The organism is Bradyrhizobium sp. WSM1253 (assembly GCF_000244935.1).
Classification (GTDB): domain Bacteria; phylum Pseudomonadota; class Alphaproteobacteria; order Rhizobiales; family Xanthobacteraceae; genus Bradyrhizobium; species Bradyrhizobium canariense.
In genome coordinates this window covers 1-22,670 of the sequence record NZ_JH600072.1, presented here as the reverse complement: position 1 = coordinate 22,670, position 22,670 = coordinate 1, and the positions used below count along the sequence as shown (strand labels likewise).

20 protein-coding genes and 2 pseudogenes are annotated in these 22,670 nt (G+C 63.5%); 10 read left to right on the top strand and 12 right to left on the bottom strand.

What is annotated here, in order from left to right; translation table 11 throughout:
- Nucleotides 1-76 (bottom strand): transposase (locus BRA1253DRAFT_RS46010; protein ID WP_035992056.1); only part of this gene is annotated, 76 nt, incomplete at its 3' end.
- Between the two features lie 64 nt (nt 77-140).
- Between BRA1253DRAFT_RS46010 and BRA1253DRAFT_RS46005 the strand changes: the two are divergent.
- Nucleotides 141-368: pseudogene (locus tag BRA1253DRAFT_RS46005) on the top strand (hypothetical protein); the annotation flags it as partial.
- A gap of 99 nt (nt 369-467) precedes the next feature.
- On the opposite strand, the pseudogene BRA1253DRAFT_RS00095 reads toward BRA1253DRAFT_RS46005, so the two are convergent.
- Together BRA1253DRAFT_RS00095 and BRA1253DRAFT_RS00090 are read right to left on the bottom strand one after the other, a co-directional pair.
- A pseudogene (locus BRA1253DRAFT_RS00095) lies at nt 468-1,700 on the bottom strand (alkene reductase).
- A gap of 30 nt (nt 1,701-1,730) precedes the next feature.
- The gene (locus BRA1253DRAFT_RS00090) at nt 1,731-2,465 is read right to left on the bottom strand and encodes an SDR family oxidoreductase (RefSeq protein WP_009859155.1); all 735 of its coding nucleotides are present in this window, start codon (nt 2,463-2,465) and stop codon (nt 1,731-1,733) included.
- Nucleotides 2,466-2,576: 111 nt separating this feature from the next.
- On the opposite strand from BRA1253DRAFT_RS00090, the gene BRA1253DRAFT_RS00085 reads away from it, so the two are divergent.
- Nucleotides 2,577-3,548, top strand: coding sequence for a LysR family transcriptional regulator (locus BRA1253DRAFT_RS00085; RefSeq protein WP_009859154.1), 972 nt, complete (start codon nt 2,577-2,579; stop codon nt 3,546-3,548).
- Between the two features lie 215 nt (nt 3,549-3,763).
- On the opposite strand, the gene BRA1253DRAFT_RS00080 is transcribed toward BRA1253DRAFT_RS00085, so the two are convergent.
- The gene (locus BRA1253DRAFT_RS00080; protein ID WP_009859153.1) at nt 3,764-4,129 is read right to left on the bottom strand and encodes a PRC-barrel domain-containing protein; all 366 of its coding nucleotides are present in this window, start codon (nt 4,127-4,129) and stop codon (nt 3,764-3,766) included.
- Nucleotides 4,130-4,643: 514 nt separating this feature from the next.
- Between BRA1253DRAFT_RS00080 and BRA1253DRAFT_RS00075 the strand changes: the two genes are divergently transcribed.
- The 3 genes from BRA1253DRAFT_RS00075 to BRA1253DRAFT_RS00065 all read left to right on the top strand — a co-directional run bounded on the left by BRA1253DRAFT_RS00075 (nt 4,644) and on the right by BRA1253DRAFT_RS00065 (nt 6,336).
- Nucleotides 4,644-4,865: a hypothetical protein gene (locus BRA1253DRAFT_RS00075; protein WP_035992051.1), complete on the top strand. Its 222-nt coding sequence runs from the start codon at nt 4,644-4,646 to the stop codon at nt 4,863-4,865.
- A 279-nt stretch (nt 4,866-5,144) separates the two neighbouring features.
- A complete protein-coding gene (locus tag BRA1253DRAFT_RS00070) occupies nt 5,145-6,071 on the top strand; it encodes a Ku protein (protein WP_009859151.1) in 927 nt (308 codons plus the stop codon).
- A 16-nt stretch (nt 6,072-6,087) separates the two neighbouring features.
- Nucleotides 6,088-6,336, top strand: a complete 249-nt coding sequence (locus BRA1253DRAFT_RS00065; RefSeq protein WP_009859150.1) for a hypothetical protein — start codon at nt 6,088-6,090, stop codon at nt 6,334-6,336.
- Between the two features lie 178 nt (nt 6,337-6,514).
- Here BRA1253DRAFT_RS00065 and BRA1253DRAFT_RS00060 read toward each other — a convergent pair whose 3' ends face one another.
- Nucleotides 6,515-8,506: a protein-L-isoaspartate(D-aspartate) O-methyltransferase gene (locus BRA1253DRAFT_RS00060; RefSeq protein WP_009859149.1), complete on the bottom strand. Its 1,992-nt coding sequence runs from the start codon at nt 8,504-8,506 to the stop codon at nt 6,515-6,517.
- A gap of 374 nt (nt 8,507-8,880) precedes the next feature.
- On the opposite strand from BRA1253DRAFT_RS00060, the gene BRA1253DRAFT_RS00055 reads away from it, so the two are divergent.
- Entirely contained in the window at nt 8,881-9,858 is a 978-nt protein-coding gene (locus tag BRA1253DRAFT_RS00055; RefSeq protein ID WP_009859147.1) for an ion channel, read from the top strand.
- A gap of 37 nt (nt 9,859-9,895) precedes the next feature.
- On the opposite strand, the gene BRA1253DRAFT_RS00050 is transcribed toward BRA1253DRAFT_RS00055, so the two are convergent.
- Complete coding sequence (locus tag BRA1253DRAFT_RS00050; RefSeq protein ID WP_009859146.1) at nt 9,896-10,159, bottom strand: hypothetical protein; 264 nt, start codon at nt 10,157-10,159, stop codon at nt 9,896-9,898.
- Nucleotides 10,160-10,398: 239 nt separating this feature from the next.
- On the opposite strand from BRA1253DRAFT_RS00050, the gene BRA1253DRAFT_RS00045 reads away from it, so the two are divergent.
- Both BRA1253DRAFT_RS00045 and BRA1253DRAFT_RS00040 read left to right on the top strand, forming a co-directional pair.
- Nucleotides 10,399-11,649 (top strand): recombinase family protein, encoded by a 1,251-nt coding sequence (locus BRA1253DRAFT_RS00045; protein WP_009859145.1) that lies wholly within the window; start codon nt 10,399-10,401, stop codon nt 11,647-11,649.
- Nucleotides 11,639-12,142 (top strand): hypothetical protein, encoded by a 504-nt coding sequence (locus tag BRA1253DRAFT_RS00040; protein WP_198288211.1) that lies wholly within the window; start codon nt 11,639-11,641, stop codon nt 12,140-12,142. Before BRA1253DRAFT_RS00045 ends, BRA1253DRAFT_RS00040 begins: the two co-directional genes overlap by 11 nt.
- Before the next feature lie 465 nt (nt 12,143-12,607).
- Here the strand turns inward: BRA1253DRAFT_RS00040 and BRA1253DRAFT_RS00035 are convergent, their stop codons facing one another.
- The 4 genes from BRA1253DRAFT_RS00035 to BRA1253DRAFT_RS43160 all read right to left on the bottom strand — a co-directional run bounded on the left by BRA1253DRAFT_RS00035 (nt 12,608) and on the right by BRA1253DRAFT_RS43160 (nt 14,728).
- On the bottom strand, nt 12,608-13,558 hold the full coding sequence (locus tag BRA1253DRAFT_RS00035; protein WP_009859144.1) for a hypothetical protein: 951 nt from the start codon (nt 13,556-13,558) through the stop codon (nt 12,608-12,610).
- 156 nt (nt 13,559-13,714) lie between these two features.
- Nucleotides 13,715-13,867 carry a hypothetical protein gene (locus BRA1253DRAFT_RS00030; protein WP_009859143.1) on the bottom strand — a complete coding sequence of 51 codons (153 nt, stop codon included), beginning with the start codon at nt 13,865-13,867 and terminating at the stop codon, nt 13,715-13,717.
- A gap of 350 nt (nt 13,868-14,217) precedes the next feature.
- Nucleotides 14,218-14,445, bottom strand: coding sequence for a hypothetical protein (locus tag BRA1253DRAFT_RS00025; protein ID WP_009859142.1), 228 nt, complete (start codon nt 14,443-14,445; stop codon nt 14,218-14,220).
- Between the two features lie 43 nt (nt 14,446-14,488).
- Nucleotides 14,489-14,728, bottom strand: coding sequence for a hypothetical protein (locus BRA1253DRAFT_RS43160; RefSeq protein WP_157158486.1), 240 nt, complete (start codon nt 14,726-14,728; stop codon nt 14,489-14,491).
- 102 nt (nt 14,729-14,830) lie between these two features.
- Between BRA1253DRAFT_RS43160 and BRA1253DRAFT_RS00020 the strand changes: the two genes are divergently transcribed.
- Entirely contained in the window at nt 14,831-16,825 is a 1,995-nt protein-coding gene (locus BRA1253DRAFT_RS00020; protein ID WP_009859140.1) for a BTAD domain-containing putative transcriptional regulator, read from the top strand.
- Nucleotides 16,826-16,828: 3 nt separating this feature from the next.
- On the opposite strand, the gene BRA1253DRAFT_RS00015 is transcribed toward BRA1253DRAFT_RS00020, so the two are convergent.
- Both BRA1253DRAFT_RS00015 and BRA1253DRAFT_RS43155 read right to left on the bottom strand, forming a co-directional pair.
- Entirely contained in the window at nt 16,829-17,287 is a 459-nt protein-coding gene (locus BRA1253DRAFT_RS00015) for an MAPEG family protein (protein ID WP_035992036.1), read from the bottom strand.
- A gap of 483 nt (nt 17,288-17,770) precedes the next feature.
- Nucleotides 17,771-18,328 (bottom strand): hypothetical protein, encoded by a 558-nt coding sequence (locus tag BRA1253DRAFT_RS43155; RefSeq protein ID WP_009859138.1) that lies wholly within the window; start codon nt 18,326-18,328, stop codon nt 17,771-17,773.
- 137 nt (nt 18,329-18,465) lie between these two features.
- On the opposite strand from BRA1253DRAFT_RS43155, the gene BRA1253DRAFT_RS00005 reads away from it, so the two are divergent.
- Entirely contained in the window at nt 18,466-22,497 is a 4,032-nt protein-coding gene (locus BRA1253DRAFT_RS00005) for a BTAD domain-containing putative transcriptional regulator (protein ID WP_245285820.1), read from the top strand.
- Nucleotides 22,498-22,670 lie beyond the last annotated feature (173 nt).

Genomic DNA, 22,670 nt, shown 5'->3' with positions numbered 1-22,670 from the left:
CCACAGATACCCCGCGCTCCCTGACGAGCTTGACCGCCTCGATCTTGAACTCTCGACTGAACTTCCGTCTCTGCATGACCCACCTCTGGCTCGATAAAACACCCAATCTTGGTGTCCATCAAACCGGCAGCAGCTCACACCCAGCTGCCTTTCTGGCAAAGAAGGGTCCCCCTCCGCGCATTCAGTACAAGCGGGTGACACCGCGCTTCTTCGCGGTCTCCAGCTACAAGGGGGACAAGGTTTTTTACGACCGCTGCAACTTCTCGGGGCGGCTTGTCCATTGCGTGCTGATCAACTATCCCGCCGAAGAAGAGCGCGCGTGGGACGATGTCGTTACTCGCATCAGTCTCTCGCTCAACGGGAAGTAGGTGATCCGCCGTCGCCAGCGGAGAGCTATCTCTACGCTCCGTAGCGATCAGGCGCTCTCCTCGACTTGATCGTAGCCGACCCACTCGCCGCTGAAGGGGCTATCCGGAATCGTGTTGAAGCCCCGTTACCGCCGAACGAATCGGCCGCGACATCGTGATGTCTCGAGGCCGATCCGAGCGCAAGCCGTTCACCCGGTTGGCTGAGCACTCCGACAGTCTCGCCATGGAGCTGGAGGGGCGCCATGCGGTTCGAGTGCGGGTAACGGCCGAGTAGTCCGCGTAACCTTCAGCTCCTTGCGTGAACCATGTTGCGCGGTCGTCTGGCGCGAGAAACAGCCCTTCGGCTAACCGGCGCGGGAAGTCCGGATTAGAGATGAAGAGACGACCGAAGGCGACGGCATCTCCGATGCCGGCTTCGATCTCGGCCTGAGCTCGGGCGGGATCGAAATCGGAGTTGAGAATTACCGGTCCCTTGAAGGCGGGACGGATCTGGGCGGCGAGCGGATCAAGATAGCCGACGCCGAAAGTGCCATCGCGCGGCGGCTCGCGCAATTCCAGATGTGCGATGCCGATACACGACAATGTCTCGGCCGCAGCGATGAACAGTGCAAGTGGGTCGCTGTCGCGCACTCCCTGCGTCTCCCCGTTCGGCGAGAGGCGCACACCGGTGCGGTCCGCACCAACCGCGTCGGCTATGGCCTGCGTCACTTCAGCGAGAAGACGAATGCGGTTGGCGATCGAGCCGCCATAGGCGTCGGTGCGGAAGTTGGAGCTGTCTCTCAAAAACTGGTCGATCAGATAACCGTTCGACGCATGGAGTTGCACGCCATCGAAGCCGGCTTCCAGCGCGTTTCGGGCGGCGGTCGCGTAGTCGGCAACAATATCGGGGATCTCGTCCACTTGCAGGCAGCGCGCCGCGGTGTAGCGCTGCTTGCCGGAATAGGTATGTGCGTGGCCGGGCGCGGTCGTCACTGATGCCGAGACCGGCTGCGCACCATCGATGAAGCTTGGATGCACGACGCGCCCCATGTGCCAGAGCTGGGCGATGATGCGCCCGCCAGCCGCATGGGTCGCATCGGTCACGCGCCGCCAACCGGCAATCTGCTCAGCTGTCCAAAGCCCAGTGGCCTAGGGCCAGCCGAGGCCCTGCCGCGAGATGCCGACGGCCTCGCTGATGATGAGGTCGGCCGAGACGCGCTGGGCGTAGTATTCGGCCATGACCGGCGTGGGCACATGGTCGCGGGTGCCGCGGGCCCGGGTCATCGGTGCCATGAGGATGCGGTTCGGCGCGGTGATCGCGCCAAATCGAATGGGATCGAATAGCGTAGGCATGGCCAGTTCTTTTCTCGCAATCGGTGTTGATCAGACGAGACGGGAGCCACCGTCCACGTGCAGCGTCTCGCCGTTCATGAAGCTGTTGCTCATCAGGAAAACGACGGCGGCCCCCACTTCCGCCGGCGTTCCGAGGCGATGAAGCGGCAACTTTTCCTTCAGCGCCGCGACGTAGGCGTCGCGCCCTTCGCCGAGCGTGCGAGCGAGAAGGGGCGTATCGGTGGTGCCGGGCGACAGGGTATTGACGCGTCGTGGCGCCAGCTCCAGCGCCAGACCGCGAGCCAGTGCTTCCATGCCGGCGGACGCCGCCGCGAGCACAGCCGTGCCGTAGGCGTTCGGACGGTCCGCGAGCACGCCGGAGATGAAGGTGACCGAGCCGTCCGTTGCGAGACGGTCGCCCAAGGCGCGCAGGGTGTGTACAGCAGCCCAAACTCGCTCGTTGAATGCGCGGTGCAGATAGGCGACATCCGCCTCCAGAACCTTGCCAGCGACGAAGGTCCCTGCGAGCAGCACGAGGTGGTCGACATGCGCGATATCGGCAAGCGCCGCAACGATTGTCTCGGGCCTGGTCACATCGGCCGCCCGCCATCCGGCAAAGCCGTTTTCGGCAGCAACTCGCTCCGCTCCGGCGGGGTCGAAACCCACGACAACGACCTTGGCACCCGCAGCCTTGGCTTGTTGGGCGGCCGACAGGCCAATGCCGGAGGTTCCTCCGAAAATGACAACGCTACGGTCCGGGAGAGAATTCGCGATCACATCGGCCATGGGAGACGGTCCTTTCAGGGAGCACCGCCCTCTGGGGTGCTGCTGAAAAACAACCTAACTCTGTGCATGAAGGTTGATAATCCGGCCGATTATCGCTTCACTTATGCCGTTGTGGAACAAATCAGCTTAGATCGCCTCACCGGCCTTATCGCCTTTGCCCGCGCTGCTTCCGTCGGCAGCTATACCGCCGCGGCACGCGCGCTCGGGGTTTCGCCATCGGCCGTAAGCAAAAGCGTGCAACGCCTTGAGCAGCGTCTGGGAGTGAAGCTGTTCAGCCGAACGACGCGCTCGCTCACGCTGACTCAGGAGGGGCGCGAACTGCATGAACGTGCGTTGCGGCTGCTCCAGGAAGCAGAGGCGATCGAGCAGGCGGCCGTCGCGGCGAGGTCGGATCCGGCGGGCGTGCTGAAGGTTGCCGCTCCGTTGCCCATCGGCGTTCACATCATCGCCCCTGCTTTACCCCGCTTTCGCGCGTGCTATCCGAGACTTTCAGTCGATCTGCGGCTGGGCGATCAATTCGTCGATCTCATTGCCGAGGGCATCGACGTCGCAATCCGCGTCGGCGATCTGTCTGATTCTCGATTGATCTCGCGGCAACTCGCGCCACACCAAATCTGCGCTTTTGCCTCACCGGACTATCTTGCCGGGCGAGGCACGCCGCAGCATCCCGACGATCTCGCGGGACATGATTGCGTGAACTTCCGTTTTCAGAGTTCGGGTCAAGCATTCCGCTGGCCCTTCATGATCGGCGATCGCGCGCTGGACATCCTGCCGGATGCCGGCATCATCACCGATCTGAGCGATGCGGTGTCCGCCGTCATAGCCGCGGGCGGCGGCATCGGTATCACACCGACCTTCGTTGCCGCTCCCCATGTCCGACGCGGAGAATTCGTCCCACTCCTGCGCGAATATTTTCGACCTCGCTCCACAATCACGGCGCTCTGGCCGGAGAGCCGGCGTGGTAGCCCGAACGTCAAGGCGTTCATCGCTCATCTATTGGATGTGTTCGCATCACCGACGCCTTGGGAGTCGGCTGTGATGGAGTTTCCCGAGTTCAGTGGTCCGTCCAGACTTTCGAAATGAGCCGGAGCGGTTTGTGGGGGGATCCGGATGTCGGTGGCTGCGGGCGGCGCCCCGCGTATCTGCCATCTCGCGCGACGTGCGCCCATGGGTTCTCTGGTCGTGTCGCGAGCGGTTTGATGCTCCATCTCAGCGTCGTCGCCGCCGCGCGCACCCGCTGCAAAGCTGCGTCCGCGTGCTGAGCGACTGTGCGACCCTCCGCCCTGGACCGCTCCAGCTTAGGGAGCCGGAATGCCCCGGTAGTAGTCATCCACCGACCGGGCGACCGAAGGGTCTGCCCAATTCCAGCTGCTCTCGTCGCTGTACTTCGGCGCGCCTCTCAGCTGACTGTCGCTGATGCCCGTCACGTAGCCGCCAAGGTTGGTGTCGTATTTCAGCGATTGCCACGGAAGCGGGTAATGGTCGTCTCCGATTCCGAGGAAGCCGCCAAAGCCCAGCACCGCGTAGGCGACTTTGCCGCTGATCTTGTCGATCATCACCCGTTCGATCGAGCCGATGCGCTGACTGTCGGCACCATAGACCGCGGTCCCTTCGACCTTGTCGCTGCCGATCAGATTTCCTGTTTCGCGTTCTTCGTAGGCCATGCGAGATCTCCTCCCATGATTGGGAGCAACCTGGGGCAGTCTCGCTCGTTCCTACTGAATCCTATCTGAACTGTCGCAGGGGCCGCTCGCTGGCGAGGCTCGAAGGGTTGGACCTCACATGAAGGCGATGGCGACCCCCAGTTCAGGTGTACAGGCCGGTCACGGTTGCGCCGAGACATACGTCCGCCATGACGTCTTCCGTGGCGAGTTTAAGGAGCTTCGGCACTCGCTGCTCCGTTCAGGCTGCTCACCTGATCGACGCGCTGCGCCTGACATCGTTCCGGCAACGCCGGCTTTCTCGAGTCGAGGCAGCCCGGCTGACCGTTTGGGCGAAGGCGCCGAGCGGACGGAACGATAGCGCGACGACATCCTTGACTCGCTGGACCACCGCCCGCCGTTTGAGTACGGCGCCTGTAGCGGATAGCCAAAGGCTCGAAGGCCCGCTGTTCAAAAACATGCGCTCGCGCGGATAGCCAAAGGCGGTGGTCCCGTTCCGGGCGGTGAAAGAACCAGCTTGAAGAAACCGGCGAAAACGCGCGAAGAACTCGAAGCCGCGATCAGGCTGGAGATGGAAGATATCTGCGAGTTGCCGACGGATATCGCCATTTCGGTCGTGCCCTCTCAGGACACCTGGAAGGTGGCGATCATGACGGACGGACAGCTGGACGTGGGGCGGGCCGAGATGATCGAAACGATCGCAGACCGGCTGCGCACCGAGTTCGACTTGAAAAGCTGAACAACTGGCCTCGCAGCGTGCTCAGGTCGTCCGGCAAACGGACGCGGCGGCGAGGAGTGCCGACTAGCGTGGCCCGCGTAGCTCCGCCCCAAAATCCCTAAGAGCCCCCAACGCGGGGCTGCGCTCATCCTTCATCTCAGGCGAAGCGTCGGCGCGATGTTTCGCCGGCGGCGGCTGCAGGGGCGCGCTTGAATTGCGTGGATCGCGGCCGGAGCTGTCGGAACCGAACCGCGCCGTTCGTCTTGAGTCCGTGTCCCGTACCTGGAGCATTGCGTAACAATGGCCCCCCGCGCGAACTGGAAAGGCTTCCTGCGTCTGTCGCTCGTCACCTGTCCGGTGGCGCTCTACCCGGCCACGTCGGAGAGCGAGAAGATCTCGTTCAACCAGCTCAACCGGCAGACCGGTCATCGGATCAAGTACCTGAAGGTCGATGCCGAAACCGGCGACGAGGTGCCCAACGAAGACATCGTCAAGGGTTACCAGCTCGAGAAGGATCAGTTCATCGAGGTGAACAAGGAGGAGCTCGAAGAGATCGCGCTGGAATCCACGCGCACCATCGAGATCGACGAGTTCGTCGACAAGGCAGACATCGATCCGCGCTATCTGATCCGTCCCTACTACATCCGCCCCGACGGCAAGGTCGGGCACGACGCCTTCGCCGTGATCCGCGAGACAATCCGCGAAATGGACAAGGTCGCGATCGGGCGGGTGGTGCTGACAAATCGCGAGCACATCATCGCGCTGGAGCCCATGAACAAGGGACTGGTCGGCACACTGCTGCGCTATCCCTACGAAGTGCGCTCCGAGCAGGAGTATTTCGACGAGATCCAGGACGTCAAAGTGACCAAGGACATGCTCGATCTCGCCAGGCACATCGTGAATCAGAAGGCCGGCAACTTCGACCCCGAAAAATTCGAGGACCACTACGAGACCGCGCTGATCGAGCTCATCAACCAGAAGCGCGCCGGCAAGCCGATCACGCCGAAGGAAAAGCCGGCGGCGACCAACGTGGTCAACCTGATGGAGGCGCTGCGGCGGAGTGTAGGTCAGGAGGCCGCGCCGGCGAAGGCCGCCAAGCCCGCCAAGAAGCCGCGGAAGGCTGCTGCAGGCCAAAAGGAGATGCTGATGCCGATCGCCGGCAAGAAGCCCGGGAAGGAGGCGGGGGCGAAGAAGCCGGCGGCCAGGTCACAGCGGAAGTCCGCCTGACAAATAGGAGAGCCGCATGGATATGAAAGAAGCTTCGGCGATGACGGAAGCCTCCGGACTGGCTAACGAGCAGGACGGCGTCGATCATGCGTCCGCGGCGAGGTTGCGCGCCGAGGCGGAAGCGAGCCGGCGCCCGCTGCGGCCGACGTCGCAGGATGCCGCGATGCGCTGGGTCGACCAACTTCGCGAGGTGACTTTGAAGGCGCCGCTGCAGTCGCTGTGCGTAGCGTTCCTGCTCGGAGTTTGGGTCGCCCGTCGGCGCTAGACCCGTTAGCCGGCGGTGCCCACCAGTTGGCTGTGGCAAAACGGTTCGGCTACATGCAGGTGGTCCGGAAAGCCGGGTTGCGCGGAGGGAGATGTCGGCCGGCATCGTATTGGTCGCGGTCTTGACCTTCTTCGGTTCCTGAGTTCCGACGGGCACTGGCTGGTCGGAGACCTCGCCGTCAGAGTCCGAACGGATAGGTGTCGGCGACGCCGGCGCGGGGATGTTCCGGTCCCAAGGGCCTGACTGCCTTCGTCTCATCGAACCACAAGAATGCATCAAACTGCTGAGGCAGCGACGCTTCGGCGTAATGGCTTTGCAGTTCGGTGTTCGGCCGGTAGATGACGCCGATGAACCGTTCGAGGCGCGGCTCGAGCAAGCGACGCCGAAGGCTCTCGTCCCGGCGGAATTCAAGCAGGCCGCGTGGCACACCGGCATCGTGGAACTGTCGCTCATAGCTGTCCGGTCGAGAGGGCCGCACCTGCATCACTTCCATCTCGCCGTCCCAGTCCGACGCGGCGGCCACGGTGCCGATATGGGTGCCGAAGCCGACCAGGGACGCCGCCTCGGCGAACTTCTCTCGACAAAGCTGACCGATGTTGAGCTCCTCGCGGACCGCCCCCATCTCGGTGAAGCGTGCGTCGCCGATATGGGAATTATGCGCCCAGACCACCGCCTTGGATCGCGGCCCCTCGGCGTCCAGGATATGGCCCAAGGTTTCGAACATGTGCGTGTCGCGCAGGTTCCAGGATTCGGCCCCGCCATAGTACATGATGCGGTAGTAACGCTCGGCGGAGGCGATCAACCGCGCGTTCTGCGCAGCGTCCAGGAAGCTGTCCGGGTCGTTCGCGGCGTAGTCGAGTTGCTTTCCCAGGATGTCCTGGCACTGGCGAACCACCTCCGCCTCGCATTTCCGATAGGAATCGGTCAGGACGGCACGGCCGTAGGTCGAAGGTTCGCGCTGCCAAGGCGTTAGGCATCCGTAGCGCTCGCGCGCCACGGCCGCGGCTTCTGGATCTACGCCATCGAGGTAGGCGAGAACGGCGGCGATCGAGCTCCGCATGTTGTAGATGTCGAGCCCGAAGAATCCGGCGCGCTCGCCTGCCAGCTTGCTTTCGTTGTGCTCGCGCATCCAGTCGACGAAAGCGGCGACGTCGGTGTTTCGCCACATCCAGGTCGGGAAGCGCTCGAACGGCTTCTCGCCTGAACCGCGCGACGACCGGTGGCGAACGTAGCGGTCCACCGCCGCGGCGTCGGGCCAATCGGCTTCCACCGCGACGGTCGTGAATCCGTGCTTCTCGATCAGGCGCCGCGTGATCGCAGCGCGCGCCCGGTAGAACTCCGACGTGCCGTGGCTGGCTTCGCCCAGCAGCACGACCCGGGACTGCGCCAAGCGATCGAAGAGGGCGCCGAAGGCGGGATCGTCGAAAGCCGGCAAGGGTTCGAGGGCGGCGCCGATCATGTCCGTGAGCGAGCGGAAACGCGTACGCCCGGGGACGTGATTGCTGGCGGAGCGCGTGCCGTCCTCCGCCCATCCGTGCTCTCCGATCAGGGGCACGAAGCGAACGGCCCCGAAGGCTTCTTCGTCATATTGGGTGTCGCTCCGGCGCGTGATCCGCAGCAGCGATTGTTCGTGCTCCAAATCGCCGACTGGGATGACGAGACGGCCCCTAATGGCCAATTGGCCCTTGAGCGCGTCCGGTACTTCCGGACCGCCGGCCGCGACGAGTATCGCATCGAACGGCGCCTCTTCCGGCAATCCGCGGGTGCCGTCGCCTGTATGGACGACGCAATTGTCATAGCCGAGCGCCGCAACCCGCTCGGCGGCGATCCTGGCTAGGGCGCGATGGCGCTCGACGGTGTGAACCGTTCTGGCGAGCCGCGATGCGACCGCCGCCGCATAGCCCGAACCGGTTCCGACCTCGAGCACCTTGTGCGCTGGCTTCAGCTCGGCCGCCTCCGTCATCAGCGCGACGATGTAAGGCTGCGAGATGGTCTGCGCGTTCGCGATCGGCAGCGCGCCGTCCTCGTAGGCGAATTCCTCGAAACCGGATTCCACGAACCGCTCCCGAGGGACCTGTGCCATCGCGTCCAGAACGCGCCGATCGCGGATGCCGCGGCGTTCAAGTTGAACCTGGACCATGCGGTCGCGAAGCTGTGCGAATTCGACCATGGCCGCGCCGTTCGTCAGAGTTCTGGTGCGACAAGCCAATCGGGACGAGCCGGACAGGTTCCTCCTACGACAAAGTATTAGGTTGGGTGGCGCGCCGGCGGTAGGGTCGCCTCCACACGGGCCGTCGGCCGCTTCGGAACGAACGCAGCGCAGCCGGGTTGGTCGCCAATAATCGGAGTGCTCCGATGCATTTGGCCCGCCAGTCACATGGACGGAGATCGATCTTCGCGGGAACCTTCCTGCTCGCTGTGTTGGTCGTCATGGCCGCGGTGCATTTCGCTGCGCGTTGGGGGACGTGACGTGTTCGGGCGGAGCTCGCCCTGCGCCGCTGGCATTCCGTTATAATCGTGCAGACCATCGAGATCGCTGCCGGAATGGTCTTGGTCGTCTTCGCGTTACGCGATGTATTCGACACGGTGGTGGTACCCGGTGAGAGCCGAGGCGCGCTACGCGTGGCGCGGCGGCTGCTCGCCATCATGCTTCCGATTTGGAAGTGGGCCCGCCGTGGCAAGAGCGGGGTCTCCACCAGCTTTGCGCCGACGATCCTCATGGGCTCCTTCCTAATCTGGATGGTCCTTCTGTGGCTGGGCTTCGGCCTGATCGCGCATGCGCTGGGCGACCGGTTCGCGCCGCCAGCCGATTTCCAGGAGGCACTGTTCATCGTCGGAAGCGCGTTGTGCACGGTGGGACTGAGCGGCATCGAGGCCCATGGTCCCGCCCGCTGGGTCCTCGTCCTCGCCGGCCTTTCGGGCCTTTCGGTCCTGACGATGGCGGTCACATACCTGCTCCAGGTGCAAGAAGGCATTTCCCGCCGCGATGCCGGAATTCTCAAACTTACGACGACTGCGGGTCAGCCGCCCTCGGCTCTCGGACTGCTGGAGCGTTATGCCGACCTCAACTCTCCGGAGGAGATCAGGCGCGTGCTTTACAGGGGACGGGATTGGTGCGCCACCGTCCTGCAAAGCCATGCTTCCCATCCCTCGCTGATCTACTTCCGATCGGTCAGCGTAGGCTCGGGGTGGCCTGCAACGCTCGGAGCGATGATGGACCTCGCACTTATGTTCGAACTGCTGATCGAGGACCGCGAGTGCCGAGCGCCGGCGATCCTGCTCCGAAGCGAAGGATTGCGCCTCATCGACGATCTGAATGGACTGATCGGCCTTGAGGCAAAATCTGACGACACCACTGCTGCGGCAGTTCCGCGGGTGTGCGCCCGCTTGATGGCGGCTGGCTACAAGGTGCGTTCGTCGGTGAACGCAGCGGAGTTCGCGGAGCAGCGGCGAAAGCACGCTGGCCGGGTACGCGCCGCTGCGGAGCATCTTGGCACCACGGCGGCGCCCCTGATCCCTTGATCGACAGCGGCATCGGACCGTGGCTTGTCGGTGCGGTTCAGTCGGGCGGGCATTCAGGGCAGGTATCGCCGATCGAATCCAGCACTCCGCGGACCTCGGCGACAGCCTGGTCCGGAGACAAGCCGTCCGGAGGCTCCTGCCTCGCGACGTCCAACGCGCGCTCGCGGGCGTGAGGGTCGGCCCGGTCCTTAGCCCAGCCATGCTCCTCGCATTCGTGGACGGCGCCCGCCTCCTGCAGCACGCCGAGCGCCCATCCGCGCAACGTTCTGATCGCCGGCCGTCTTTCCTTCGTCATCAGCATCGAGCTTGCTCCTGCCGGGACGAATCCTTTCGCCCGTCTTCTCGTTCCGGGCGGTTAGCGGGCAGCAGGGATTCGCAATCGGCAGGGCTGAGGTTTGTCCCCGTGTTCCGCGGCGCTGTGCACAACGCCACCTTCGGATGCCGGGCATGAGGGGCGCCGTGCTGCTGGAAGCATTGCTATCCCGACCGCGGCAGGTGTATTTGGACTCGCGGGTACCTCCGAAGTGACAGGAGGGGTGCATGGGTAACTGGCTCGTTGTTCCCAAAGGAACAAGCTTGGCGAGGCGGACCCGGGCGCGCCGTGCTGCGCAGTACGTTCGAATGTCGAGGGAGCTCCAGCGCTACTCGATCGCGAACCAGATGGCGGCCATCGCCGCCTATGCCGAGACGAACGCGCTCACGATTGTGCACACCTATCGCGACGATGGCCGCAGCGGCCTCCGGATCAAGGGGCGTCCAGGTCTCATCGAACTGATCGAAGATGTCCAATCGGGCCGAGCCGACTTCGACCACATCCTCGTTTACGACGTCAGTCGCTGGGGCCGGTTCCAAGATGTCGACGAGAGCGCCTACTACGAATTCCTGTGCAAGAGGAGCGGCGTCCAGGTCGAATACTGCGCGGAGATCTTCAAGAACGACGGCACCTTTGTTTCCGGGATCGCGAAAAGCCTGAAGCGCGGCATGGCCGCCGAGTGGAGCCGGGAGCTCTCCGTCAAGGTGCACGCCGGACACTGCCGGGTCGCGAGCCTTGGATACCGCGTTGGCGCTCCCGTCGGGTATGGCCTGCGACGCTTGATGTTCGACGAAAGCGAGCATCCGAAGGCCGTTCTCGCAAAGGGGCAATTCAAGGCTCTGCAATCCGATCGCGTTCGGCTGCAGCACGGATCGGCCGAAGAGGACGCCGTGATCCGGGAGATTTTCGATCAGTTCGTCAACTGCCGGAAGTCCTACAGCGACATCAGTCGCCAACTGAACGACGCGGGCATCGCCAATCACAACGGTCGGCCCTGGACCGACGGCATGATACCCACCATTCTCGGGAACGAGAACTACATCGGCAAGACCGTCTACAATCGCACCTCAAGACGCTTGGGGCAGAAGCTGGTCAAGAATCCGGATAACGCCTGGGTCCGGGGCGCTGCGGCGATCGAACCTATCGTGGACCAAGGCATCTTCGCTCGCGCCCAGAAGCTGCTGGCCGAGCGCCGCGTGGAGATTCCGGAAGAAGAGATGCTGTTGCGCCTTCGTCTCACGCTCCGCCGGCGCGGTAAACTCAACTCGCACATCATCAACACGATGGGTCTCAATCACGTCTCCTCGTACGTGAAGCACTTCGGTTCGCTGCGGAAGCACACCAATCCTCGACGACGTGCACTCGGTGAAGGTCCTAGCCAACGCAAAGAGCGAAAAGGGCGAAGATTTCTACCCGGACATGGGTCGGTGGCATGCAGAATCGATCTTCGGGGCAGTCGACGCGATCGTGCACACTAGCAACAAGGGCGCGCTTCACAGGGGGTGGCAGGAATTCGGCGCGCGCCTAAGCCCGTATCCGCTCATCGTTTGCGACGACGATTCCAAGGAGATCGCAGATTTTATCGCACTGGACCCGGACCAAAAGAAGATCTCGTTCATCCACGCCAAGGTGAACAAGAAGGGCGACAACGTCTACAACGTAGATTCACTGCAGGCCGTGGGACGAAAGGCGATCGCTTCGCTGGCTTTCCTTGCGCGCTACGCACCGGTTGGGAATTGGAAGGCGGACAGGTGGACCAAAGACGTGCAGGCAAACAAGCGGACGCTGATCGGCCGGGATCGCATCTTCCGCAACTCCAAGGGTTTAACCCCTCAGCAGATATCCGACGCTTTAGCCGCGGCCTGCGGGAATCCGCCATTTTCGCGAGCGCGCAGGCGGCGAGAGGACGAAAATTTCGTCGTTACCCGCCGATTTTCGCTGGCACGTTCACCTCGCCGATGGCAGATTTGACGATCACGGTGTGCTCCACCGTGGTGCTCCACCGCAATAATCCGGCGGTTCGAGAAAAACCTGTTTATTGAAGGACTTCTGCGCTGTCCAAAATCGATGGCGGAGAGAGTGGGATTCGAACCGGCGGTACGGCATTGACACGTGCCGTGGCGACTCGGTGGCGATTCTCGACAACCATAAAGCCGCTCGAAAGAGCGGCTTTATGGTTGTCTGCTGCGAGTACAGCATCTTACTTGGTTGCGGGGAGGCGCAACCATGCCGACATTCGGTTCAGGTTACCATCTGACTGAGCGAACCCAGCGTCCCGAACGCAGTGAACATCTTCTAAGTTGTTGATTTTTCTCTAAGCGGCAGGTGCTGCCGTCCCGTTTGTTCACGTTCGTTTCAGTCAATTCGTTGCGATTTCGTTGCGCCGGCAGTGAGGGAGAAACGGTTTGCAACTCGCCGCCCTTTCCGCTCCTTGGATCACTCGCTTTGAGGGATGAAACGGCTGAATGATGGTATTCCAAGACAGAGCTTGACGATGAGAGGAAGCGCGAGCACCGGGATGACGCATGCGGCGACGTAGCCCTCCGCGAGAGGTGGCAGACCGAACCCGGCCGCCGCCCATACCAGAGTGACGTTCCGGTTGCCGCTCAAGAGGCCTATGGTTCCTGCGGTTTGCAACCCCAGTCTCGCGAACGTCACCGTCGCTAGCCCGCACAGGCCGAAATTGAGGACGATCGCCGCGGCGAGCATCACGTCGAAACGCAATGCGTTGCTGGTCCATTGCGCCCTGATGCCCTGCGACGTCGCAAGCCCGACGATGATGAGCCCGATCACGGCGATGCCGGTGGCGGCGCTTTGACCCGGCAAAACGGGAAGCAGGTGACGACGGAATCTCATGGCCAGAAAGGCCATCAGGCCCGCGGCGCCGATGATGCTGAACAGCCGGATCGCCAGCCCGCTCATGTCGAACGCAATTCCAAGTCCGAGCATCGTGGCGAAACACGGAATCGAGATCGGCGTCAGCAGGGTCAGCGCAATGGAAACGACCAGGGCGAGACGAGGCCGCAAACCGAGCATTCCCGCGATCGCGGCGGCGCTTCCGACCGGCGGCGCCAGCAGTGACAGCAGAACCCCGGCCCGCAGCGCAGGATCGAGCGGGACGAAAGACAGCAGCAGCGCCGCAGCCAGGGGCAGCACCAGGCCGACCCAGCCGAGCACCACGCCTATCAGCGGCACACGAATGCTGCCTTCGGAGGGAGCAAGACCGGCGGTGAGAAACGAACCAAGCGTCAGAAGAAATGCCGAAAGAGGCAGGAGATCGTAGCCGAAGCGCGCGAAGGGCGTGATCAACAGACCTGCGCAGAGCGAGATCACCAAAAGGATCGGTCCCTGTCCGCCAAGCGTGGACAATATCCGGCCAACGTACATATCGCCTCCTCGTTTGCATGCGCAGCGGCGTGGTGCCTCCTGCGCGGCCATGGCGGTCCGCGATGTGCGGCGCGCGACAGCGATTGAAGCCGGCCCAAGGTCATCACGAGGGGCCATGGCGACGGCGGATCGGTTGGTGAGTCCGCCCGAAGAAGGTCAGAAGAATCCGGGGCTCAAATCCAGGCCATGAGTCAGCGAGAACACGAACACGAAGGCGCAAGCTGCGCAGAACAGCAGGGCGTGTTTGACAATGTCGGCGGCGGTGACCGCGAGCGCCGCCCGGGAAATCGCGCGCATGATTGCCGTCATGTTGCCGCCTTGCCTTTCGACCCGGTGAGCTGGATGCGCCACTCGTGCCGGTCAGTCGGCACGCAAATCGATCGCCGAGGGAGCGTCACCTCGCGCGGGTGACGCTCGCAGAATGAGGATCGCGGCCATCCCATGAACGACGGCGAAGCCCAGAAGAACGAGTATCATCAGGCGCGTCCTGCGGCCTCGACTTCCATTCGTGTTACACGGCATAGGAGATCTGGCCCGACTCGCAGACCCGGCATCAACGTCGTGTTTCACGGCTTTTCTCTCTCCTGGGGTTGCGCAGGCACGCAGTGGCACCACGGCGGGCCTTTGGTCCACGCGGGCTTGTTGCCGATGCGGATCGTTTACGGCACCGGCGGGTTCGAAACGTCATGGGTGACGACATCGCCCGACGCCCGATCCGCTTGAGGCACTCGGGATGCCGAGGTCATCGCAGCGAAGGCAATCAACAGGGCGAGCAGCGAGCCATAAAATGCAATCAGTCCAAGTCGCCACCTGCTGATGAGCCGCTGCTCCTCCTCGCGTGCGAGAAAATGGTAGGGCTTCGTTGCCGGGTGCGCGATATCGGTCAATGCGACCTCCTGCTTGATGGTGATTCCGAGGTTCGGAGTGCGATCAGTCGCCTCCGAAAAGCAGCGGTGCGACGGGCGGCGCCGACTGCAAAGCGGCCTTGAGTGCCGGGTGTGCAAAGGTCGTCAACGCCGCGTCGAATCCGGCGAGGACCACGAACAGGCTCACGACGAAGATGATGATGTGACGCACGCGCATGTCCGCTCGCCGGATGAAATTGCTCTGCGTCGATCGACCCAATCGGGATCCCGTCGCGACGCGATCTGAACCCACCGGCGTCATCACGGCCGTTATTCGAGCGTCATTGCCGCGTTAATATTGTCCGCAAACTTGGCAACTCGTGTAGGATGTATACCTGAGATCACAGCTGCTCAATTTTGAGGCGGAATGACCGAAACTGCACCCGCGCCCAGCCCAAGTTTTACGCTCTCCCTGCTGGGACGTTTCGAGCTGAAGGGCCCGCATGGCCTCGTCGGCTTGCCGAACAAGAAGCTCGCGGGATTGCTTGCGTATCTGGCTTGCACTTCGCCGCAGCCTCAACACCGGGAAAAACTCTCGACGTTGCTGTGGGGATCTCACTTCGAGGCGCAGGCGAAGCAAAACCTGCGGCAGGCGCTGTTCAAGCTCCGTCACGTTCTCGGTCAGAGCGCTCTCAGGAGTGATGGCGAATTCATCTCCCTGGATGTCGCGGTGGTCGGCTGCGACATACTGCAATTTCAGGAGCTTGTCGAAAACGGGCACCATGAGGCACTGAGCGCGGCGACAGATCTCTATCGCGGGCCTCTGGTTGATGACATCGGCGTCAACGAGCAAGGCTGGAGCGAGTGGCTGGCCGGCGAACGTGAGCGGCTGTCGGAGCTGGCTGTTGGCGCGATGGTGGCGCTCGGCGAGTCCGAACTGTCTCGGGGCCGTGCCAGCCATGCCCTTCTCGCCGGCCAACGTGCCAACGCGCTCAACAGCATGCGCGAGGATGCGCACCGCCTGATCATGCGCGCGTTGTCCGCAGCCGGTCGCAACGCCGAAGCGCTCAAATACCATCAGGCCGTCGCAACAATGCTGAAGCGGGAGCTTGGCACCGGGCCCGATGCGGCAACGAACGCGCTGGCTGCGGAATTGCGCAAGGTCCAGGAGCAGAAGACCGCGCCGGCAACAGCTGAGATCGCGGCGGAACAAGCCGGGCCCACGATCGGCAGCGACAAGCCCTCCGTCGCGGTGCTTCCGTTCCAGAACAGGGGCGGCGATACCGAGCAGGAATACTTCGCCGACGGCGTCACCGCGGACATCATCACCGCTCTATCGCGCTTTCGCGAACTGGTGGTGATTGCGGCCGGATCGAGCTTTGCCTTTCGGGACAAGGCAATGACCAGCCAGCAGATCGCGCAACAACTCGGTGCCCAGTACCTCCTGAGCGGCCATATACGCCAGGCGGGTAACCGCATTCGGGTGTCGGCCGAGCTCACCCATACCGGCAGCGAAGCCCAGGTCTGGTCCAGTCGCTACGACCGCCCCCTCGTCGACATATTCGATCTGCAGGACGACGTCAGCAGCAGTGTTGCTGCAGTCGTCGCTCCCGTCGTTCGGAGCGCCGAGATCGAACGGGCACGCCGCAAACCGCCGACCGATCTTTCGGCCTATGACCTCTACCTGCGTGGACTTCACCATTTATGGGGCGGCACCCGTGAAGGCGTCATCAAGGCCATCGATCTGCTTCGGCAGTCTCTGAGCCTTGATCAGCAGCGAACGGCGACGCTGGCGGCGCTGGCCTGGGGGCTCGTCATGGCGCCGCCGCTCGGCGCCACCACGTCTCCGGATGCCGCGGCCGAGGCGATCGGTCTGGCCCGTCGCGCCGTCGAGGAGGATGGCGAGGACGCCTTCGCTCACGCGGTCTACGGCTTCACGCTGTTTGGGCCGGCCGGCGACAACGATCAGGGGCGTATTCACGCCAGCGAAGCCACAAGGCTCAATCCCAGCTCGGCCTTCGCATGGGGCGTGCTCGGAATGATCGACAGCATGGGCGGCGCCTATGCGAATGCCGTCCAATGCCTGCATCGATCCCTTGTCCTTAGTCCCGAGGACAGGATGCTGCATTTGTGGATGACGGGATTGACCGCATCTTACTTTGCGCTCGGGCAGCACGAGGAGGGCGTCACCTGGGCGCGCAAGTCGGTTCGGCACAATCCGAGCAATGGCACCGGGCATCGTATGCTGGCGGCCAATCTTGTCGGGGTCGGCCGCCTGGAGGAAGCCCGCGAGGTCACCCGGATGCGCGATGCGACACAAAAAACAACGATCCGCGACCTGCGCGCCATGCGCTTTTTCAAGCAGCACGAGACGCTCGAACGCTATCTTTCGGCCCAGCAGACCGCCGGCGTGGCCGACTGAGCCTCAAGCACCGAGCGCAGCGACAAGCGTGCGAACGGTCATGAAGACCAGGATGAGCGAGCCCACGGTCCACAGAATTGCGCGAATGTCGTGAATTTGCCCCGTCAGATAGGCAAGAAAATGCAGCAGGCGTGAGGCGACGTAGCCGTAGAGCAACCATTGCGCGAGAAGCAGCGAGGGCTGCGTGAGAACGTAAAGAAAGCCCGCGACCAGGAAATAGGGCAGGCTCTCGAGATCGTTCAGCTGGATCCGCCGGATCCGCTCGACGTCTTCGTTGGGAAGAAGCTGCGCCGGATCGGGCGCTGGATTCATCGGCGTCTTCTTGATATCCTCCGGCGAACGATAGCCCCCTTGGACCCTCACCATCCGGACTACGGTCAGCCACGACATCGCCACGGCCTTCAGGATCATCAGGCTGGCGGCAACGACATAGGTGGCGAAAAGGGGATCGTGAAGATTCATTGCGTGCAAATTGGCTCCCCCTCCGGCCCTTCTATACTACATGCCCGACTGCGCCGCGCTAGTACGTAACCGCATCACTTTTATTGACCTTGACTTAGCTGACAGCGCTGGTGCGGATAAGTTCGCAGGGCTGATCGTACGCCTGTCGCCAGTCTCGGCCACGGTCGAACGCCTTTGGGCTTCGGCCTGCCGGACCAGTGCACGCAGGAAGTCGGGGCTCAGCTTCGACATTGGTGAGGCGAGCTTGCGCAGCCTCGATGCGACAGCGAGGTGGGCGCGACCTCGACCGACACCGCCTCCGCAGGCCGCAAGTGGCCGCCTGACGCGAACGGACGTCCGAACAGGCGATGCAGCATGAGAGGCACCGAGTTCAAGAGTCTTCGAGCCCGCGCTCGACTTTTTTGGCTGCGTTGCGGCTTCGATCTGATGGCGAATACCTTCATGATTGCTCAAGTGTTCAAAGCTCTTGCGGAGGCTGGCCACTCACCTGATCGCTGCGGGCCAGGGGTTGCGCGATGCTTTCGCGCGATCTTCGCCAGTCGTAAGCGAGGAAGGTGAGGTCGCATCAGTCGCCGGAGTAATTCCAGCGCTGCGATTGGTTTCCTGAATGAATGGGTTTTGCCATTGCTCCGCCTCTTGCCGGGAGGTTGTGGTCTCAGTCGCGGAGGCACGCAGCCAGATCATCCCGGCAATGATCTGAATGGCTAGAAATGCGACGGCGGCGGCCACGGGCAAGGGGCGGCGCATCGGATTTGGGGAAGAAGGCCGAGCAGCCAACCTTGCTTGAGCGGGCCTGCTGGCGACGAGCATTTCCCGGTCGCCGGAACTCTGGCTCAATCCGTGCGGGATACGATCTTTGGGCTGCGCGAACAAATGTTGATGTTGGCGCAGGATTCGAGCTGCCTGAAGGCTTCGCGAGCGGTACAATGCCGATATGATGAAAGCGAAAATGCCTTGTTCTTTCTTTTCGACGCGCAGGCCGGAAGCGTGAGGCGCCGGTTCGGTCGTCATTAGAAGAGTCCGGGTGGGAGTGGTGGACATTGGCTACTCCTCTGACGATGCGTAATGCGGAGACGGTGAGCGCGTGACACCCGTTGAAGCCTGCCCCCGTCATCTCCGCCGTTGGTTTGGCGTGACAAGGCCGTTATTTTTCTTCGGAGGGCCATGAAAAATGTAAGATGCGCTTCGTTGCGAATCCTGCGGATGGAACGATGGACGGCGTACCTCGCCCTAGATTTGATCTTTCGCTGCTGGGACGCTTCGAGCTGACCGGGCCGGATGGCGTGGTCGACCTGCCGAGCAAGAAGCTGGCGGGCCTGTTGGCCTATCTGGCCTGCATGGCGCCCCGGCAGCAGTCACGAGAGAAGCTGGCGGCTCTGCTGTGGGGCTCACATTTCGACGCGCAGGCCAAACAGAACCTGCGCCAGGCACTCTTCCGGCTGCGCAAGGTGCTCGGCCAGGACACTTTGGAGAGCGACGGCGAGCTCGTATCGCTCAATGCGGCGGTCATCCAATCCGATGTCGGCCGGTTCGAGTCCCTGGTCCGTGAGGGCAGTCGTGATGCATTGGGTGCGGCAGCCGATCTCTACCAGGGACAGTTGGTCGAGGACGTGATTGTCGGCGAAGAGGGCTGGAACGAATGGCTCGCGGGTGAACGCGACAGGCTACTGGAGCTAGCGCTCGGTGCCATGATCAGTCTCGGTGAGCAGGAACTCACCGCCGGTCGTGGCGAACGCGCTCTGAAGGCCGGCCAGCGTGCCGTCGCGCTCAACAACATGCGAGAGGACGCCCATCGGCTGATCGTGCAGGCACTCGCCGCAACGGGACGACGGGCCGAAGCACTCAAGCACTATCAGGACCTCGTCGTACTGCTCAAACACGAGTTGAATACGGAGCCGGATGCGGCAACCAGGTCGCTGATCGCCGAACTGCGCAGCAGATCGCCGCCGGCCGGCTCGCCAGACATCAAAGAGGTCAGCGGGCTCGCGCCGGCGCAGCCCGACCGGTCCTTTGCCAATAACAAGGACGATTCTGCACAGGAGCTGAAGGCCGGAAATCCCGCCCAGGAGAGCGATGCGGCATCGTCTGCGGGAGCGGTCGGCTCCAGCAGTTCGGAGCGACGACAGCTCACGATCATGGCGTGCAACATCGTCGACTCGATGGCGCTTTCGGCACGTCTCGACCCAGAGGACATGCGCGATCTGATCACCGCTTTCCACGCGGTGATCGACGATGTGGCGTCGCGATTCGATGGATTTGTCGCCCAGTATTTGGGCGATGGCGTGCTGGTCTATTTCGGCTATCCGGCGGCTGACGAACACGATACCGAGCAGGCGGTGCGCGCCGGTCTTGCCATCCTCGATGCGGTTCACGAGCTGAAGGCTGATTCCCGCGTGCCACTTCAGTTGCGTGTCGGCATCGCCACTGGTCTGGTGGTCGTCGGCGGGCAACTGGGGACCGGCGAAACGGCGAAGCAGGTCGCGATCGGCGGGACGCCAAACCTGGCCGCGCGCCTGCAGGCCGCCGCAGCGGCGGGAGAGCTCGTCATTGCGGCCAGCACGCACCGGCTGGTGGGGCGGATGTTCGATTGCCGCGCGCTCGCCGCGATCGAGGTGGAGGGGCTGCCGCAGCCGGTCGAGGCGTGGCAGGTGCGCGGCGGGGCCCCGGGTGTCAGCCGATTTGAGGCGCGTCGCGCCAGCGCGCAATCAGCACTCGTTGGCCGGCGGGAGGAGATCGACCTGCTGCTCCGCCGTTGGGGTCAGTCCAGGCTCGGCGAAGGCAGGGTCGTACTGCTGTCCGGCGAGTCCGGCATTGGAAAGTCGCGCATTGCTGAAAGCCTGCTGGACAAGCTCGGGGGCGAGCCGCGAGCTTGCTTTCGCTATTCCTGCTCTCCGCACCATACACACAGTCCGCTCCACCCGTTCATTGCGCAGCTCGAGCTCGCCGCGGGGCTCGAGCCGGGCGGCGACGCCACGGCGAAGCTCGATAGATTGGAGGCGATGCTCAGGCTGACGTCGAAAAATCTGCCGCGCGACATGGCCCTCATCGCCGAACTGTTGGGGGTACCAGCCGACGAGCGCTATCCGGCGGTCGCGGTCAGCCCCCAGCAGAAGCGAGAGATGATTCTCGCCGCCCTGCTCGACCAGCTCGACGGCGCAGCAGCGCAGGGCCGTGCGCTCATCTTGTTCGAGGACGCCCACTGGGTCGATCCGACATCGCAGGATTTGCTCGACCGAATGGTTGCCCGCACCGCCGGCCTGCCAGTGCTGCTGGTCGTCACCGTCCGGCCGGAGCAGCAGCCGGGTTGGGTCGGGGAGCCGCATGTGTCGATGCTGCCCTTGAACCGGCTCGGCCGTCGCGACAGTGCCGCTATCATCGCGGGAATCGCCGGGGACAGGCCGCTGCCCGACGCGGTCGTCGAGCAGGTCCTTGCGCGCGCCGACGGCGTGCCACTGTTCATCGAGGAGCTGACCAGCGCGCTGCTCGAGAGCGGAGCTCTCCATCAATCGGCCGACGGTTACGCGCTCGACGGGCCGCTTCCGGAGCTCGCCGTTCCAACAACACTACAGGCCTCGCTGGCGGCGCGCCTCGATCGCCTCCCCTCGGTCAGGGATGTCGCCCAGATCGGCGCCGCGATCGGACGGGAGTTCTCGCACAAATTGATCGCGGCTGTCTCTCCCTTGGCCCCGATGGATCTCGACGCGGCACTTGGGCGGCTGACCCGAGCCGGCCTCATCTCTCGGCGCGGAACGCCGCCGGAGGCGATCTACCTGTTCAAGCACGCGCTGGTACAGGACGCCGCCTACGCCACGATGGTGAGAAGCCGGCGGCAGCCGTTGCATGCGAGCATCGCCGCAGCCCTGATCGAACGGTTTCCCGCGCTGGCCGAAACCCTGCCTGAGGTTGTCGCCCATCATTTCACCGAGGCCGAGCGCGCCAGCGAGGCCGTGGGCTACTGGGTCAAGGCGGGGCGGTTGGCGCAGGCGCGATGGGCGCACCATGAGGCCGTCGAGTTCTTCGAGCAGGCGCTACAGCTCGTCGAGGCGACGTCGACGAGCCGCGAGGCGCTGGAATTGGCTGTCGATCTGCGCTTCGAGCTGAAAGGATCGTTGTTGCCGCTCGGAGCGTTCGACCGCATCCTCGGCTGCCTTCGGCAGGCCGAAGGTCCGACTGCGGCACTCGGGGATCAACTGCGCTTGGGCCAGCTCGGCGTCCATATGTGCCACACCCTGGCGCTGGCCGGGGATCTGCGGGAGGCGATCGCGTTCGGCGAGAGCGCTCGCACCATCGCGGCGTCGCTTGAGGACGTACCGTTGCAGGTGACCGGGCAGCTGTACCTCGGGGCGGCCTACCTGTGGACGGGTGACTATCGACGCGCGGAGGATCTTTTCCTGACAGTTGTGCGCTTGCTCGATGGCGAGCGGAGCCGGGAACGGTTTGGCCTCACCGCATTTCCGGCCGTGATCGCCCGCGCCTACTTGACTTGGTGCTGCACCGACGGCGGAGAATACGAGCGAGGGATCGTCCACGCTGAGGCAGCCATCGGCCTCGCGGAGGCGCTGGATGATCCCTACACTCTGACGATCGCCTGCTGGTATGTCGGCTACCTGCGGATCTGCAGGGGCGAACCCGACCGCGCCATCGACGTGCTGGAACGCGCGCTGGCGCTGGCACGCGAGTGGAACCAGACCTACAACGGAGCGCTGCTTTCCGGCATGCTGGGCTACGCCTACGCGATGTCAGGACGGACGGCCGAGGGCATCGCGTTGCTGGAGCGCGGGCTCGGCTTCCTCGAGGCGATGGGACATCGCGTCGGCCAGCCGAACTTCATGGTGTTCTTGGGCGAAGCGTGCGCGCTGGACGGCCGCTTCGCGGACGCGTCGGGATTTCTCACGCGCGCCCTCGCGCTTGCGCGAGAAGGCAGTCAACGCGGCTATGAGGCAAGGGCGCTCAGGCTGCTCGGCGAAGTCGCTGCCCGCGATGCGTCGCCCAAAAAGGCCCTGCGGTACTACCGTGATGCGCTGGTGCTCGCCGAAAAGATCGGCATGCGTCCGCTGATCGCACACTGCCACCTCGGCCTCGGCAGGCTGTACCAGGGAACGAGTGAGCCCAAGCGGGCTACCGAGCACTTCTCCACGGCGGCGACGATGTACCGCGATCTCGACATGCCGTTCTGGCTGGAGCGGGCCGACGCTGAGTGGCGCCAATAGACCTAGGGCGTGTACTCATCTGTGGACGCCCCGCGAGATGCAAGCGATTTTTGAAGAAGATCGGCACGTAGTCGGATGCTGCCATCTGTCCGGCCTCTGATGGTGCAGCGATGAAGCTGCGGGCCCGTATGGGAGTTCGCGGACCGAAACCAAATCATAAACGCGTGCTCTGG